At 57.6% G+C, this 15,679-nt stretch carries 20 protein-coding genes and 1 pseudogene; 12 read left to right on the plus strand and 9 right to left on the minus strand.

Annotated features, from left to right (window positions below):
• The first annotated feature begins 330 nt into the window (after positions 1–330).
• Entirely contained in the window at positions 331–633 is a 303-nt protein-coding gene (locus tag BLIJ_RS07370) for a DUF2089 family protein (RefSeq protein ID WP_003829440.1), read from the plus strand.
• 2 nt (positions 634–635) lie between these two features.
• Positions 636–980 (plus strand): hypothetical protein, encoded by a 345-nt coding sequence (locus BLIJ_RS07375; RefSeq protein ID WP_007052254.1) that lies wholly within the window; start codon positions 636–638, stop codon positions 978–980.
• Between the two features lie 140 nt (positions 981–1,120).
• Here BLIJ_RS07375 and BLIJ_RS07380 read toward each other — a convergent pair whose 3' ends face one another.
• Positions 1,121–1,534: a MerR family DNA-binding transcriptional regulator gene (locus BLIJ_RS07380; RefSeq protein ID WP_003829442.1), complete on the minus strand. Its 414-nt coding sequence runs from the start codon at positions 1,532–1,534 to the stop codon at positions 1,121–1,123.
• 421 nt (positions 1,535–1,955) lie between these two features.
• Here BLIJ_RS07380 and BLIJ_RS07385 point away from each other — a divergent pair, with 421 nt between their 5' ends.
• Positions 1,956–2,597 carry a hypothetical protein gene (locus BLIJ_RS07385; RefSeq protein ID WP_012577747.1) on the plus strand — a complete coding sequence of 214 codons (642 nt, stop codon included), beginning with the start codon at positions 1,956–1,958 and terminating at the stop codon, positions 2,595–2,597.
• Between the two features lie 16 nt (positions 2,598–2,613).
• On the opposite strand, the gene BLIJ_RS07390 is transcribed toward BLIJ_RS07385, so the two are convergent.
• From BLIJ_RS07390 to yidC, 3 genes are all read right to left on the minus strand, one after another.
• Entirely contained in the window at positions 2,614–2,973 is a 360-nt protein-coding gene (locus BLIJ_RS07390) for a carbon-nitrogen hydrolase family protein (protein WP_231837817.1), read from the minus strand.
• Positions 2,966–3,586 carry an NUDIX hydrolase gene (locus BLIJ_RS07395; protein WP_007054239.1) on the minus strand — a complete coding sequence of 207 codons (621 nt, stop codon included), beginning with the start codon at positions 3,584–3,586 and terminating at the stop codon, positions 2,966–2,968. Before BLIJ_RS07395 ends, BLIJ_RS07390 begins: the two co-directional genes overlap by 8 nt.
• Before the next feature lie 135 nt (positions 3,587–3,721).
• Positions 3,722–4,612 carry a membrane protein insertase YidC gene (gene yidC / locus BLIJ_RS13045; protein ID WP_012577749.1) on the minus strand — a complete coding sequence of 297 codons (891 nt, stop codon included), beginning with the start codon at positions 4,610–4,612 and terminating at the stop codon, positions 3,722–3,724.
• Positions 4,613–4,724: 112 nt separating this feature from the next.
• On the opposite strand from yidC, the gene BLIJ_RS07405 reads away from it, so the two are divergent.
• Together BLIJ_RS07405 and BLIJ_RS07410 are read left to right on the plus strand one after the other, a co-directional pair.
• Positions 4,725–5,411 (plus strand): MFS transporter, encoded by a 687-nt coding sequence (locus BLIJ_RS07405; protein ID WP_012577750.1) that lies wholly within the window; start codon positions 4,725–4,727, stop codon positions 5,409–5,411.
• Between the two features lie 286 nt (positions 5,412–5,697).
• Positions 5,698–7,278 (plus strand): amino acid permease, encoded by a 1,581-nt coding sequence (locus tag BLIJ_RS07410; protein WP_012577751.1) that lies wholly within the window; start codon positions 5,698–5,700, stop codon positions 7,276–7,278.
• Positions 7,279–7,519: 241 nt separating this feature from the next.
• Here the strand turns inward: BLIJ_RS07410 and BLIJ_RS07415 are convergent, their stop codons facing one another.
• The gene (locus BLIJ_RS07415; RefSeq protein WP_012577752.1) at positions 7,520–7,759 is read right to left on the minus strand and encodes a hypothetical protein; all 240 of its coding nucleotides are present in this window, start codon (positions 7,757–7,759) and stop codon (positions 7,520–7,522) included.
• A gap of 296 nt (positions 7,760–8,055) precedes the next feature.
• Here BLIJ_RS07415 and BLIJ_RS07420 point away from each other — a divergent pair, with 296 nt between their 5' ends.
• The gene (locus BLIJ_RS07420; protein WP_014484924.1) at positions 8,056–8,409 is read left to right on the plus strand and encodes a DUF488 domain-containing protein; all 354 of its coding nucleotides are present in this window, start codon (positions 8,056–8,058) and stop codon (positions 8,407–8,409) included.
• Positions 8,410–8,474: 65 nt separating this feature from the next.
• On the opposite strand, the pseudogene BLIJ_RS14695 reads toward BLIJ_RS07420, so the two are convergent.
• Positions 8,475–8,902 (minus strand): annotated as a pseudogene (locus BLIJ_RS14695) (hypothetical protein).
• A 317-nt stretch (positions 8,903–9,219) separates the two neighbouring features.
• Between BLIJ_RS14695 and BLIJ_RS07430 the strand changes: the two are divergent.
• Complete coding sequence (locus BLIJ_RS07430; protein WP_041981980.1) at positions 9,220–10,176, plus strand: DUF2238 domain-containing protein; 957 nt, start codon at positions 9,220–9,222, stop codon at positions 10,174–10,176.
• On the opposite strand, the gene BLIJ_RS14780 is transcribed toward BLIJ_RS07430, so the two are convergent.
• Both BLIJ_RS14780 and BLIJ_RS07440 read right to left on the minus strand, forming a co-directional pair.
• Entirely contained in the window at positions 10,160–10,486 is a 327-nt protein-coding gene (locus tag BLIJ_RS14780; RefSeq protein ID WP_012577756.1) for a hypothetical protein, read from the minus strand. The two genes, BLIJ_RS07430 and BLIJ_RS14780, sit on opposite strands and share 17 nt — an antisense overlap.
• A 50-nt stretch (positions 10,487–10,536) precedes the next feature.
• Positions 10,537–10,824 carry a hypothetical protein gene (locus tag BLIJ_RS07440; RefSeq protein ID WP_230581185.1) on the minus strand — a complete coding sequence of 96 codons (288 nt, stop codon included), beginning with the start codon at positions 10,822–10,824 and terminating at the stop codon, positions 10,537–10,539.
• Between the two features lie 200 nt (positions 10,825–11,024).
• Between BLIJ_RS07440 and rhuM the strand changes: the two genes are divergently transcribed.
• The 4 genes from rhuM to BLIJ_RS07455 all read left to right on the plus strand — a co-directional run bounded on the left by rhuM (position 11,025) and on the right by BLIJ_RS07455 (position 12,746).
• Positions 11,025–11,486 (plus strand): RhuM family protein, encoded by a 462-nt coding sequence (gene rhuM, locus BLIJ_RS15030; RefSeq protein ID WP_231837882.1) that lies wholly within the window; start codon positions 11,025–11,027, stop codon positions 11,484–11,486.
• A complete protein-coding gene (locus tag BLIJ_RS07445) occupies positions 11,405–11,896 on the plus strand; it encodes a type II toxin-antitoxin system death-on-curing family toxin (RefSeq protein ID WP_231837818.1) in 492 nt (163 codons plus the stop codon). The genes rhuM and BLIJ_RS07445 overlap by 82 nt, the downstream gene beginning before the upstream one ends.
• A gap of 84 nt (positions 11,897–11,980) precedes the next feature.
• Positions 11,981–12,301, plus strand: coding sequence for a hypothetical protein (locus tag BLIJ_RS07450; RefSeq protein ID WP_014484927.1), 321 nt, complete (start codon positions 11,981–11,983; stop codon positions 12,299–12,301).
• Positions 12,302–12,404: 103 nt separating this feature from the next.
• A complete protein-coding gene (locus BLIJ_RS07455) occupies positions 12,405–12,746 on the plus strand; it encodes a DUF488 domain-containing protein (protein WP_041981982.1) in 342 nt (113 codons plus the stop codon).
• 8 nt (positions 12,747–12,754) lie between these two features.
• On the opposite strand, the gene BLIJ_RS07460 is transcribed toward BLIJ_RS07455, so the two are convergent.
• Positions 12,755–13,639, minus strand: a complete 885-nt coding sequence (locus BLIJ_RS07460; RefSeq protein WP_012577761.1) for an RNA helicase — start codon at positions 13,637–13,639, stop codon at positions 12,755–12,757.
• 846 nt (positions 13,640–14,485) lie between these two features.
• Between BLIJ_RS07460 and BLIJ_RS07465 the strand changes: the two genes are divergently transcribed.
• On the plus strand, positions 14,486–15,676 hold the full coding sequence (locus BLIJ_RS07465) for a pyridoxal phosphate-dependent aminotransferase (protein ID WP_012577762.1): 1,191 nt from the start codon (positions 14,486–14,488) through the stop codon (positions 15,674–15,676).
• Positions 15,677–15,679: the final 3 nt, after the last annotated feature.

The following is a 15,679-nucleotide window of genomic DNA, read 5'->3' on the forward strand; positions in this document are numbered from 1 at the left end:
TCGTCCCCGCATTCCATAAAGTCCGACGCGTACGCATGCCATCTCAATTATGGCACTCAAAGAGTCAATCAGACAACATGCTGTCAAGCGATCGCATGACAGGAATCGGCTATCCGTCAATGCCTTAGGGTGCTGTCGATGCATATCCGATTGACCGATGCTTCTACATGCGTGCCGACATGTGCCGGTCCTTCGCGTCCGCGTACGCATTCTTACATCACGACCTCAAACTAATCTACGAAAAACTTTAAACAGATATCTATTTGATTTTAATATTATTTATGGTATACTTAATTTTATTAAACCCGCCGTGAATTGAAGGAGGCAGGTATGGATACGACGATGATCCCGCCGTGGATGTCGAACCTCGATGACGAGGATATGACGTTCATCAAACGGTTTCTGCTCGCATCAGGCTCCATGAAGGAGGTCGCCGCGCAGTACGACGTCTCCTACCCCACCGTTCGGCTTCGGCTCGACCGGCTCATCCAGAAAATCAAGTTGGGCGAGCAGATCGAGAACGAGCCGTATATCGCGCTCATCAAACGGCTCGCGGTCGACGACAAGCTCGACTTCGACACCGCCAAAATCCTCATCAGCGAATATCGCAAGCAGCTCAAGCAAGGAGAGTAATCATGATTGGCGCCACAATATTTGCCGTAGTGTTTTTCGTGTTTCTCATCGCCATCTGCATCGGCTTCATCATATTGCAGATCAGGCTTTCGAAGATGGACAGCAAGTGGCCCGGTCTGGTATTGCCCGCCATCACATTGCTGCTGTCGCTTGTGGCGGCGATTACCGTCTTCGCCAGGGCGGACATCGGTGCGTATGGCAACATGTGGAACGTCGTGCTTTCCGCATTCATCGCGTTCCTGTCCAACAACGTATCCACCATCGTGCTGGCCGGCATCTACTTGTATCAGCGTGACAAGATCAATCGTCGCGCCGAGCTGGCCCGTATGAACGTTCAGGACCTGTAACTCACTGTGCAAAACACGCAGACTGAACCCTACGCCGCTTATGCCGACTCATCATCTTTTGCGCCGCTTCGCGCAGCTTGGATGATTAAGCCGGTGACGTGGTCGCAGGGTTCGTCGCGCAATCGGAGCCGGACGCCCTGTCATTTCGGCTGATTCCGTACATCCTGTTCCGCCGCGAACCGTTCGGCGATTTGCCGTGCGTGGATGTTCTTGGCTTCGTTGACGAAGTCGGCGCATGCCTTGCTGCCGTAGAGCGCCTCACCACACGGGTCGGCGAAACGCGGATCGCCGACCAGCGCGGAGCGAATGGCCCCGAACGAGCCGGACAGCGGCATGGCGTTCATCACGGTCGCGGTTTGATTCTGTGCCGCCCGGGTGCGGGCGGTCTTGACCAGACCGGTCTCGTCGCAGTAGCGCAACGTGCGCGTCGTCACGCCGCTGATCAATGCCGCCTGATCAATGGGCCACAACCGGCCCGTATCCAGCGGATTGCCCTCCACATCGAACGCGCCGGAACCGTTGACGGCGTTCGCCGTGTTGTCGTTCTCGTTCATGATCGATCATCCCCCTTGAAGCCGATTATCCTCTACCCGCCGTGCGTGTTTCGCGGCGTTGCCGTCAGGATAGACGTTTACGCAACGTCAACCGCAAGCGATAATGGGATGTATCGTTCAAGCCAGGCAATATGCCGTCAAGCAATCGCATGACAGCACCATGTTCGGCACATACCAGATGGAAGAATTGGCAAACCTTAAAAAATACCGCGGTTATTGCTGTGCCGAGAACGCCAATATGACCATAGACGTGCTTTCCCGCTACACGTTATTCACCTGTCATGCGCCGATATCAATCAAAAGACACTTGCATAACCACCGCTACGCATCGCCAATAACATACCGATGAGCCAGAATGAGGCCCAGGCCACGATGCTAATCCGTAAATAATACTGGTCAGAGTGGCAGGTACATTGGTCCTATGGCTAAGCGCAAACATATCGGCACTGTTGTTATTGCAATACTGGTCGCTATTCTGCTGACGGTGGGCGTTTCCGGCTGGCTATTCTGGCAGTCGGTACAACGGGTGATCGGCGAGGCGCAGCAGGCGGGCGAATATGCGGCTGAAGCACAGCAATCCGTCGGGCAGGGCGACTTCAAGCAGGCGCTTGAGCAGATGGACAGCGCTGGCAGTCACATCGTCGCGGCGCGAGACGAAACCCAGGGCATGCTATGGCAGGCCGCCGAATACGTGCTGTATTACGGTTCGGACGTGAAGGCGGTGCGCGGCATGCTGGATGCGGCCGCCGACGCCGCGACCAACGCCCTGCCTAAAATCGACAGTGCCGCGCAGGGCACGCTGGTGGACTTCAATATCGAAGAGCTGCTGTCCGGCATGAACTTCTCCGACGGCACGCTTTCCATTCCCAAAATCGCTTCCATCAAGCAGGACCTGTCCGACGCCGGTGCGGTCTTGAAGCGCGTCAAGACGTCGATTTATGCGCTGCCGCAACCCCGCACGGAACAGATCACCGAAATGGTCAACCAGGGCAAGCAGGTAGTGGACCAAATCGATGAGACTTTCGACACCTTGAACACCATCGTCGAAAAGATTCCGGGCTGACGTCGGTTTGTTCTTGTCAGGCGTACCATTCGGGTCGTCGCAGTTCCAGGAATGGCCGCTGTTTGCGCGCTGCTGCGGTCTGTGTGAGATCGATGTCGGCGATAATCAACTGTTCTTGGTCGTCGGCCTTGCTGACGACGTTGCCGTACGGGTCCACCACCACCGATTGGCCGGCGAACGTCACATCGCCTTCCTTGCCGACCCGGTTGCACATGACGATGGCCACCTGGTTCTGCATGGCCTGGACACGGATTTTCCACAGGAACGGCTTCGACGGTTCGGCGTCAATGTTCGGAACCGATGCTCGCCGTCGGCACGATGACCAGGCGGCGCCGCGCAACGCGCATGTGCGGATGCCTTCACGGGGTTCACTCAAATAGCGTCATCCAGTCGGGATCGCGGTGGGCCGCAAAACACATGGCGATTTGTTCCGCGGTGTTTCTTGTTTCCGAAAGCCGCGGCAACCGGTCTTCCTCGAAGTAGCGGATTTCCGTCGTTTCGATGTTGGCCGAGAACCAACCGCCGGCGCGGCTGCACAATACGAAGAACTTGAGCACCCCGTACGGATAGGTCAGCGCGTTGTGATTGGCGCAGTCCTGCACCGCGATGAGTCGCTCGCCCCTCACATCGAGCCCAGTCTCCTCCTTGACCTCCTTGACGGCGTTGGACCGAATGGACTGGTTCTCGTCGACCCAGCCTCCGGGCAGTGACCATTCCCCGCTGTTCTCATGCGTCATGAGGATCCTGCCTTCCTCATCGAAGATGGCCGCACGAGTGTCGAGTTTCGGCGTCGGATATCCGGCGCTGAGCAGTCGACTCACCTGTCCGGCCGGCGCATCAACCTGCGTGGAGAGCATGTCGACCGCCATCGCGCGGATACGCTCGTAGCGCTCCCGGTCGAAGGGATCCTTGCAGTACATCAGTCCGGTCTGGGCCAGCGCCTGCAATTCTCGGGCCTGTTCCAGTAACGTGCGGTTCGTGGCCATCATCGTTCATCCTGTCATCGTAAGGTCTTGGATCCGTTTGCGCTCAGGCATCGCAGCGTAGTGCAAGCAGTATAGCACTTCGAACCGTTCCGGGGACGAGGGTCTCAGCGCATCCCCCGTAACCTCTCCCATGTGCCATCAACGCTTGGCGAGCTGCACGTTCTTGCGCTGTCTGCGATTGCGGCTGGCGACCGACTTTTCACGCTCGCGGCGCACGTGGGCCTCCTCACGCGCGGCCGCCGCGCGCTCTTCTTCCAAAGACGGCAATCCGGAGGCGGCGCGGCGCCGGTTCTCCCGCTCATGGTCGCGTTCGGCCTTGCGCTCCCCCGCCTCGGATCCGGGCGCCGGAAACCATCGCAGTTGGCAGAGCGTCTGGCCGAAGTTCCACAGGTTATTGGTCAGCCAGTACAGCAGCACGCCGAACGGCAAGGTGCCGCCCGACACCACGTAGATGGCCGGGAACACAAACGCGGTCAGCTTCTGCGTGCGGAACTGCGGTGAATCCATGGCGTCCTTCGGCGTATTGCGATGGATGAGCAGCCACTGCATCGCGAACAACATCAGACACATCAACGCCACGGCCACGCCGATGACGACGTGCGACTGCGGCGAGACGACCGTGCCGAACGAGTCGGCGATGCGCACGCCGAATATGGACGATGATTCGATGTCGCCCGCCATGACGCGGTCGATGCCGCTCAACGGTTCCGCATTCCCGGCGGCGCTTGCGGGCAGGGATTGCAGCGTGTAGAACAGCGAGCACAGAATCGGCGCCTGAATCAGCGAAAGCAGGCATGAACCGAGCGGATTGGCGTTATGCCGCTGCTGCAAAGCCATAATTTCACGTTGCATGGCTTCTTTGGAACGCGGATCCTTACGCGCGGCGTACTTGCGTTGGATACGTTGGATTTGCGGTTGGAGCACCTGCATACGCTGCGTCGCGCGCATTTGGGAGAAGAAGAGAGGCAATAGACAGATACGGATGATGAGCACGAGGCACATAATCGCGATGCCTAAGCTGTGCGGCACCGCCTCCTCCTTCTACGGCGGCGGCATGGTCGTCGGCCAGCCCATCGGCACCATGATCGGCTCTCGCATGATCAACAATGCGTAAGCCGGCTTCATCATCGGCGCCGTGATCATGCTGGCTTCCGGATTCGTAGCGCTTGCCATCTGGCCGCGCGAGGAATCCTCAAAGGACATGGAACGCACCAAGATGACGCTCAAGGATCTCGCTGTCTCCTTCCACTTCCCGAAGTTCTCCACCTCGCGCGACTTCTACAAGGCGTTCGGCTGCCGAGTGTGCATGTTGCTCAGCTACCAGATGATCTCCGTGTACCAACTCTACATCGTCGAGGATTACGTGCACCAGACCAAGACCGAGGCTGCCGGCACCATCGCCACCATGTCCATCACCACCATGGTCGTTTCCCTGACCGCTTCGCTGATCTCCGGCCCGATCTCCGACAAGATGCACACGCGCAAGGTACCAGTCATCATCGCCTCGCTGCTGTTCGCGATTGGCACCGCGATGCCGTGGATCATGCCGAGCGTCACGGGCATGTACCTGTATGCGGGCATCGCCGGCTTCGGCTACGGCGTGTACTCAGCCATCGACCAAGCGCTCAACGTCGACGTGCTGCCGAACAAGGAAGAGGCCGGTAAGGACCTCGGCATCCTCAACCTGGCCACCACGCTCGGCCAGGCGGTGGGCCCCACCATCACCTCGACGGTAAAGACCGCGACCGGAGCTTTACGCCTGCATTCGCCATCTCCATCATCATGGCCGTGTGCGCCGCCGTGTTCGTGCTGCGCATTCAGAAGGTGAAGTAGACGCTGCAAAGTGCCCATCTCCGTTTCGAGGGGCTGATGCCAAAGTAGCTACTGGTCAAAAACAACGGAATGACATTGGAGTAATGCCATTTCTATCCGTAATCTGGCAGTTGACCAGCCCCTTGAAACGGGAGTAGACCTCCGACAAGCACGAAATCAGCCCCTCGAAACTGAATTTGGCTCAATGCATCGCCCGGCGCAACTATATCCCCGGTGCGGGTATACTATTTCGGGCCGTCACGATGACGTCCACGGAACGCACGCATGGCAAAGAGAGAAGCATGAGTCAGCCCGATACCGACATGGCAAAGCAGTCGCCGTCCTCGCAACAGGAAACGCAGATTAGGATGGATGCCCCGCAGCATAAGCCAAATCAGGCAGACGAATCGAGCGCATTAGGCGAGCAGTCAACTGAGCCGACTAGCCAGCACAATAAACACGCTCTGCACACGAACCTGAAGCGCGGCATGGAATCCCGCCACCTGCAAATGATCTCGTTGGGCGGCGTGATCGGCACCGGTCTGTTCCTGAGCTCCGGATATACCATTCAGCAGGCAGGCCCGATCGGTACGATTCTGGCGTACAGCATTGGTGCGCTCATCGTCTATCTGGTCATGCTCACGCTCGGCGAGCTCTCCGTGGCCATGCCGGTGACCGGTTCCTTCCATGTGTATGCCGAAAAGTTCATCGGCCCCGGCACCGGTTTCGTGATCGCGATCCAATATTGGCTCACTTGGACGGTGGCTCTCGGCTCCGAATTCACCGCCGCCGGTCTGCTCATGCAACGATGGCTTCCGGACAGCCCCACATGGGTATGGAGCGCGGCGTGCATCATCCTCATCTTTACCTTGAATGCCCTGTCCGTCCGATTCTTCGCCGAGGCGGAATTCTGGTTCGCTTCAATTAAGGTGTTCGCCATCTGCGCGTTCATCATCATCGGTCTACTCGCCATCTTCGGCATTATTCCTATCGCCGGATATCAGCATGCGCCGATGTTCGGCAATCTCATCAAGGACGGCGTCTTCCCCAACGGCTTCATGCCGGTGTTCGCCACGATTCTGACCGTCAACTTCGCGTTCTCCGGCACCGAACTCATCGGCGTGACCGCCGGTGAGACGCGCGACCCGCAAACCGCCGTGCCGAAAGCCATCCACACCACGCTGTGGCGTCTGGTGCTGTTCTTCATCGGCTCAATCACCGTGATGTGCGCGCTGATTCCGTGGCGCCAGGCCGGCGTGAGCGAAAGCCCGTTCGTGCTCGTGTTCAACAGCATCGGCATCCCCTATGCGGGCGACATCATGAATTTCGTGGTGCTCACGGCCGTGCTCTCCGCCTCGAATTCAGGCTTGTACGCCTCCACGCGCATGGTATGGTCGATGGGCAACGAGGGCATGATTCCGCGCTGGTTCGCCAAGACGAACCGCCGAGGCGTGCCGATGCTCGCATTGTGCGCCGCGATGGCGGGAGGCCTTCTGGCGCTGCTCTCGTCCGTGGTGGCCGCCTCGACCGTCTATCTGGTGCTGGTGGCCCTTTCCGGCCTGTCCGCCGTGGTGGTATGGATCGCCATCGCCTACTGCCAGATCGTGTTCCGCCGCCGTTGGCTGGCGGCCGGCCATGGCGTGGACGAGCTCAAATACCGTACGCCCGGCTACCCGTATGTGTCCTGGGCGGCGTTCATCCTGTGCACCGCATCGTTCGTGCTGGTGGTTTTCGATGCCGAGCAGCGGTTCGCGCTCGTGGCCGAGCTTGTGTTCATCGTGGCCTGTTACGGCATTTACTTCCTGCAACAATGGTGGCGGAAACGCGGAAAAGCGTCTGACAGCGAAGACGATCTATCCATGCCGTGGGCCAATCAACACTGATTGAACGATTGCATTTTGTTCCGGGTTCCAGCTCCGGTTCTTTGCCTTGCGGATTGCGTATATCCGAACAATAGATACAACACAATAAAAAGCCATATTTGATTGGAATGCCGTCCATCCCCATTCATAGGTCAATAGAAGGCCGGCAAACAGATAATAAACCGCGAGGGGCGGTGATGTTCGGATGATGATAACCGAACGCCACCGCCCCTCGCACTCATTGCGGGATCAAAGCCACGAATCAGCTCTCCGCATTCTCGCGGAGAGCCTCCTTGGCGTCGTTCTTGACCTCGGTGGCCTTCTTGGCGGCCTCGGCTTTGGCGACATCCGCCTTGGCTTTGGCCTCGTCGAGCGCATCCCCGGCCTTGTCCACCAGGTCAGAGGCCTTGTCGGTAGCCTTGTCTTTGATATCGCGGGCCGTATCGGCAACTTTGCTGCCGGCCTGTTTGGCAAGATCCTTCGCATCATCGATCAAACTCATGGTTGCTCCTTAGTACATGTGTGCATGGAACTACTGAAATTGCTGACAATACTGTTCGATTATTCTTGAGTTGTGGTGAGCCTTACTTGCGACGTTCCCGCGCAAATATCCAGCTCACGAATAATTATACATAGCGTGAGTGAATGGAATCCGTCAACTCGGCAACCGTCAAATGAATTTCAACGGCTCATGCAGACTGCAATCTCAATGGTTCTCCACATTCCCGCAGCAACGGATTGCTCCTTGCCGTGCGCCGCCTCTTGACTTTTTATGAGCACGCGCCAATCATGGAATATATGGGGATTGCAATCAAGCGCATATATGAGGAGCCGGCGGCATCGGACGGGTTCCGCGTGCTGGTGGACCGCCTGTGGCCGCGCGGCATGACAAAGGAGCGCGCGGCCCTGGACCTGTGGCTGAAGGCCGTCTCCCCTTCTCCCTCGCTACGCAAATGGTTCGGCCATGACCCCGCGAAATTCGCGGAATTCCAAGCCCGGTACGTTGCCGAACTTGACGCCAATACCGCCGTCGAAGACCTGCGCTGTATCTGCGCGGAGTATCCCGACGTGACGCTGCTGTATGCGGCCAAAGACCCGCAAGTCAATCATGCCTTGGTACTGCGCGACTATCTCAATGAGTCACTTCAATAATCGGCAGCACAAGCAAATGTTCAAAAACGACATTCGCTTCTCGCGGCGATTTCGAATTCCAAAGTTCACACCAACGGCTTGCGTACATCCAGTTCGCAAGTGATGCCAGTCTCCTTGCGAGCCCATTCCGCCGCCTGCAATGCGGCGATGTTCCAGAGCGCGTGCGGCACACCGCCGAGATCTGGATGGGAACCCCAGAACGTGATGTCATCGGAGTATGCGGTGATGACCGAATCCTCCGTAACCGGCATAATCGTGCGGTAAAGTCGATCGGCCAGCGTGGACACGAATTCATTGGCCGCGGCAAACGTGTCGATGAGATGCTGCTCGGCAGTCACCGGCGGCCAACCAGCTCCCAGGATTCGACATCCGTAGCGCTCCATTGCGCGGCCTCGCCGTCCACCTCGCGCTGCAGTGAAACGAACAGCCTAGCGAACTCGTCCGAGGTCAGACCTGTAACTCGACGACGGGTCGAGAGTTCAATCGGAGTCATCAACTTCTCCTTTCCATGTATTTATGCATCATATGCTCTTAAGGGTCAAATTCGATTCATGCGGACGAACGAATCCATCTAGTAAACGAAAAGCATGGCTGCAATGCATTACAGAATTGACTCAAGATCCCCAGATGAATGCTTTTTCTTGTAAATCGGATATACTGGCGCGAGAACAGTGCGAGAAAGAGGCGAGGATGACCGAGAAACAATCGCGGAAGCAAACGGCAACATACGTCAACCTGCAGAATGACCAGTCCGGTCAGCCACAGCAAGGCAAGCCGCGCAAGCCGTCGCTGCATGCACGCTGGAAAACCATGGGCCAGGCCATGCGCATGGAGATCCGCGAGCATAAAAGCTCGTTCGCGGTCTACGCCGTGCTGCGCATACTGGTGCTCGTCATGGCCGTGCTCCAGTTCTTCAACGGGAACTATGAGAACGTGTTCCTGTGCATCCTGACGTTGCTGCTGCTGTTGGCGCCGGCGTTCATCCAAGTGCGGTTCCGCATCGAGCTGCCTTCGGTGCTTGAGGTCATCGTGCTGGTGTTCGTGTTCTCGTCCGAGATTCTTGGCGAGATCAGTTCGTTCTATGAGATCTTCCCGTTCTGGGACACGGTGTTGCATACGATGAACGGCTTCCTCGCCGCGGCGATCGGCTTCTCGCTGGTCGACCTGCTCAACCGGTCCAGTCGGGTGAAGTTCGAGCTTTCGCCCCTGTATCTGGCAATCGTCTCCTTCTGCTTCTCCATGACCATCGGCGTGATCTGGGAGTTCTTCGAATTCGGCATGGACCAGATGTTCGGGGTCGACATGCAGAAGGACGCCATCGTACACTCCATCAGCTCGGTGATGCTCGACCCCACGCACACCAATCACGTGATCCACCTCAACAACATCACGCAGGCCGCGGTCAACGGCCACGACCTAGGTCTTGGCGGGTATCTCGACATCGGTCTGATCGACACGATGGAGGATCTCATCGTCAACTTCATCGGCGCGGTCGTGTTCTCCGTGTTCGGCTTCCTGTATGTGAAAAACCGCGGCAAGAAGGACTCCATCATCAGTCGTTTCGTGCCGCAACGCAAGTCCGCCGACCGCGACTATCTGCGACTGGTGATCGATGGCGGGAGCGCGGCTGATGCCAAGGCCAAAGCCGGCGGTGTCAGCGCTGACGATAGTGCTAACGCCAGTGCGGCCGGCACCGATTCAGCTGATGCAGCTGGAGCCAAAGCCGGCAATGCCGACGCCGCCCCGACCGTCACCGCCAAGCCTTGAGCACGTTCTGCGGCACTTTCGAAGCGTCGAGACGGTAGTGCCCGGTGACCGTCACGTGCTTCTTGAAGGCGAAGTAGTCGTTTTCCCGCTGCTGCTGCGCCATGTTGTGAATCACATACGGTGCACGCCCCGCGGTCAGCCGTGACACACTCGCCGATAACTGCGACTGCAGCACGCCGCCCAGATGGCGTACCACCAACGCGCCGCCCACCGTCAACGCCATGATCAGCACGATGGCGACGATTCGCCCTGTTCGCCGCCCGGCCCGTCGGCCCGTCTCATATCCCGTTTCCGTCAGATGCCGCGCCATCCCCGATTTCGCCTCGCCGTGTGATTCGATGATTCATGAACGTATTCGGGTCACACTGTGATCGTCCGACCCGCCGCCCGCACCTCCCAATCCGCCCGGTGCTTGAACTTGTGGGGCTTTGGCGGTATCGCGACCGCAGCATCGCCATGCTCATCTCCAGCCATCAGCTCAACGAATTGCAGGAGTTGTGCGGGTGATTCCTGTTCATCAAAGGCGGCCGGCTTGCGGACGAATTCGCCGGCGAACAGAAGCGGATCACGGTTATCGAGCTTGGCCGGCCGCTCGGTGTCGCGAAACGTGCGGCGGTCGCGGCTTTGGATCCGGCCGCCGTCATTCATACTGATTCTGCCGGCCGTGAACCTGTTCAACTCCGATTTCATGAAAGTCAGCGGAAAGACCGGTTCGGTGAGTGTGCTGGATTTCCTCGCTGGCGAGTTCGTCGTACAGAACATGCTGATGCTGCCACCCGGTTCTCGACCGGCAGTACGAGAGCGCGGACCACACCGTGCACCTCGATGTGAAGGTGGACGAGGACACGGTGTGGCTTAACAGACAGCAATTGGCATTGCTGTTTGGCCGCGATATCAAAACAATCGGCAAGCATATAGGCAATGCATTGAGGGAAGAGCTCAATGGATTTTCAGTTGTCGCAGAATTTGCGACAACTGCATCTGACGGTAAGACATACCAAGTCGAGCATTACAACTTGGATATGATCCTGTCGGTCGGATACCGCGTCAAGTCCAAGGAAGGCATCTATTTCCGGCGATGGGCCAACTCAGTTCTGAAGCAGCATCTCGTTGATGGTTATATATCATCACTCGCAAGCAGCTTGACGCACTTCACGCCGTCGTCAAGGTGCTATCGAGATCCACCGAACCGGAGATTGCTGGCACCGCCGAGATCCTGGAACGATATTTGCCGAGTCTTGTGCTGCTTAACGACTATGGCACAGGCAATGTCCCTATACCCAAGGGCGACGAGTCCCAATGGGTCTTGACCTATGAGGACGCGATGCTGTTCATCCGGTCGATGCCGTTCTACACGCAATCCGATCTGTTCGGGAGGGAACGCAACGGTTCGTCCCAGGGAATCGTCGCAGGACTCTACCAGACGTTCGGAGGCGAAGAACTGTACCGTTCCACCCAGGAGAAAGCCGCTAACCTGCTGTATCAAGTTGTCAAGGATCACCCGTTCTCCGACAGCAATAAACGTTGTGCCGCCGCACTGTTCGTGTATTTCCTGAACGGCAACGGTACACTGTGCGACGATGACTCCCTGCTTGTGGAGAGCAACGCCCTGGCGGCGATGACGCTGATGATTGCACTGTCCGCACCTGCAGAGAAGGACACGATGATCGCACTAGTCGAGAACTTCCTCATACGGCACGAATCACAGGAGATCAATTGAGAGACCGTCAATGAAGGGTGTGCATCAATCACGTTCTTGCATTGCGCGACTATCTGTACGAGTCGTCTGAACGACCTGCTGGGAGTGCCCTTCGCGGAAAACCAACAGCAGACCGGAGGCCGCATCCACTATGTGTTGTTCAACCCTTGGACCGTGCGCAGCAATGGGGCATTGAACAGTTGCGATTCGCCACTGATGAAGCTGCTGGTGCGTGCCATTTACGCCATTGTGGGCGTCAGCGTCGAGGAAGCGATCGTTTCCATCGCCCATCTGATCGACAACCCGCCGCACGCGGCGCTGTCGGCGTTCATCAAGACCAAACCCGTCGATCTCACTATGAACACCTTCAACAGGGGCACGGCGGTTCGGTTGGACGATATCACCAAAAAGCTGCTGAATCGCTAGCTGTCATAGCACAAGGCCTTAGGCAGAACACCCGGAAATCGAATGGGTAGATGGATCGTGTCTCCCCTTGACTTCCGGCAAGCGCACGCCAATCATGGGTCGTATGGGGATTGCAATCAAACACATATATGAAGAACCGACTGCGTCGGACGGGTATCGGGTGCTGGTGGATCGCCTGTGGCCGCGCGGCATGACGAAGGAACGCGCGACGCTGGACCTGTGGATGAAGGACGTCGCTCCCTCTCCCCTCCTGCGCAAATGGTTCGGCCACGATCCCACAAGATTCGCCGAATTCCGCACGCGTTACATCGCAGAGCTCGATGCCAATGCCACAGTGGACAGTCTGCGCCGCATCTGCGCGCAACATCCCGACGTGACCCTGCTCTACGCCGCCAAAGACCCGCATATCAATCACGCCCTCGTGCTGCGCGATTATCTTGATTGAATATTGAATCAAGACAATCGTCGTTTCAGTCCATCTGCGAGATTTTCGCCGATTTTCGTATCCTTGAATCGAAGCGCACAGTCGTCACTCCTTGGATTGCCAAGCAAAGGGATGCCCCCAAACCAAATCAACCCGTCATCGATTATGGCGAAATCGGAACACGATTCGGCGGTCCGGACAATGCACCCAATAGCACGCAGCCGATTGATATTCCGCTCTATTCGTGTTCTGGTTGCCGCCGCAGCAGTCGCCGGCAAACGAACATAAACTTCGATGAGCGCTTTCCTGTCGGCCAGTCGGAGCAATTCATCGTCAATTGCGCTGAGTCCCTGTTGCGACACATATTCAGCCGAGATAATCAGGGAACGTGCGCAACCGGCAATATCCTTGCGAAGTATCTCTGCATAATTCGTGGCCGTAACGATGCTGCCTTCGAATAATCCGTCAGACCGTGTGTCGAGCAACGCATCCGCAGCATCTTCGCCCTGCGTCGCAGCCGTCATGCGAGCGCGCAACGCTTCCGCCTTTGCACTGAGCATGTCCATTTTCTCAGCATGGTCAGGATTTACCGAATATCCTTGATTTGCGTATGCCTTCAGCCGTTTTCGATACGTGACAGCAGATAACGGCACCGTCACATCGATGTAATCATAGACACGAACCTCGGTCTTGCCATCATTCTCGCGATGAAGTCGCCCCACATATTGCGAGAGAGTACCCTCAAACGAGACCGGAGCGGCAAGCAGAAGTGTGTCAAAACGCTTCTGGTCGAATCCTTCTCCGATATAGCTGCCCGTAGCCATTACAGTCAGGCTCTCATTATTCGGCACCCAGGATAAATCATGCAATTTCTGTTGACGATCTTTCCTTGAACCGCCACCATGCAGCAACATCACATGGGTGCAACCGCTCTTTTCCAAAGCTTGCGACAATACTTTTGCGGTTATTCGCTGTTTGCGGTGGGGCGGGCATAGGTTAGTGTTTCGGGTTCGATTCCCTGTCAGAAAAATAATCGAGTGCGGGATTACGGCCGGTAAAGCTCCTGCTGTGGATGCGGATGCGCGTCAGCCTTACGGTGGTGCTTTCCCAAAACGCGGATTGTACGAGGTGTGGGACGGCACGCGGATTCGGCCGTTTTCTCCCCGCCGTCCCACAGCGCTCGCAATGAACGGTTGTGGCTAATCATGGAGCTGCAGCGGGAATCGGCGTTATTCCGCGGTTTCAACAGTCGCCGGTGTGGGACGCTACGGACGTTAAACGGTTGACTTGTCTGCCATCCCGCGTTCTTGAGGGACGGCACGGACGACAAACGATTGACTTGTCTGCCGTCCCACAGATATTGGGATGCGCGCGGCCGCCTGCTGCCCATAGCGGGTGTCGGTCACCCCCACCGGTCACCCCCCTGCTTCCGAAATACGCGACTCGACTTTCTGTAGGCATCATGACGGCATGACGACGGCGGACAGTCGAAAAGACCCCATGATGCCTCAACAGCCATCAACCGCAAATATCAAGAGGCCGAAAATCTATGAGACAAGCAGCCTCGGAAAGTGACCTCGGAAAACCTCAGACCCTACAAATGGCTTTATTGCAAGGGTATATGCCGGTTCAAACTCCACTAATAGAACTAATAGAACAAATAGAACAGCCGGCTTAGGCACGGCGCGGCAAATGGCGCAAACCGGCCGCGATAGTAGTAGCGTGGTGCATACCAGTACAACCATGCGAGGAGAACAGCCATGATCAATGAGGAATACAAGGCCATGCTTGGCGGCAAGTCCGTGATTCGCGAACTGAGCGAGTACGCCACGAGCCGCGGTGCTGAAATCGGCTACCAGAACATGTTCGATTACAGCCTTGGCAATCCCTCAGTGCCGGCTCCGAAATCCTTCACCGACGCCATGGTCGACCTCTACGAAAACGGCGATCCTGCGGCCATCCACGGCTACTCCCCCTCGCTCGGCATCCCGTCCGTCAAGGACGCGATCGCCGAAAACCTCAACGAACGTTTCGGCATGGCATACACCGGCAACCATATCTTCCCGACCACGGGCGCGGCGGGCGCGCTGTCCCACGCGATGCGCGCGGTGACCAAGCCGGGCGACGAGATCATCACCTTCGCCCCCTACTTCCCCGAATACCAGCCGTACGTCAAGGGCATCGGCGCCAAGCTGACCATCGTGCCGGCCGACACCGAGAACTTCCAGATCAACTTCGAGGCGTTCGAGGCCGCGCTCAACCCGAACGTGCAGGCCGCGCTCATCAACACCCCGAACAACCCGTCCGGCGCGGTGTATTCGGCGGACACGCTCAAGCGTCTGGCCGCGATCCTGACCGCCAAGCAGGCCGAGTACGGCCACGACATCTTCCTGATCAGCGACGAACCGTACCGCGAAATCGTGTTCGACGGCGCCACCCAGCCCTACCCGGCCAGCTTCTACGCGAACACCCTGACCTGCTACTCGTGGTCGAAATCGCTGAGCCTGCCGGGCGAACGCATCGGCTATGTCGCGGTGAACCCCACAGCCACCGACGCCGACCTGCTCGTGCCCATGATGGGCCAGATCTCGCGCGGCATCGGCCACAACTGCCCGCCGAGCTCGATTCAGCTGGGCGTGGCCAAGGTCATCGACCAAACCGCCGATCTCAACGTCTACGAGACGAACATGAACCTGCTCTACGATGCGCTGACCGGTATCGGCTTCGACGTGGTGCGCCCTGGCGGCACGTTCTACATCTTCCCCAAGGCGTTGGAGGACGACGCCGTGGCGTTCTGCATGAAGGCCAAGGAATACGACCTGATCCTCGTGCCGTCCGACAGTTTCGGCGTGCCCGGATACTTCCGCATGGCCTACTGCATCGACACGGAGAAGGTCAAGCGCTCGATCCCCGTGCTCGAAAAGTTCGCCCACGAGGTGTACGGCCTGTAAACA

It is taken from the genome of Bifidobacterium longum subsp. infantis ATCC 15697 = JCM 1222 = DSM 20088, from assembly GCF_000269965.1.
Taxonomy (GTDB): domain Bacteria; phylum Actinomycetota; class Actinomycetes; order Actinomycetales; family Bifidobacteriaceae; genus Bifidobacterium; species Bifidobacterium infantis.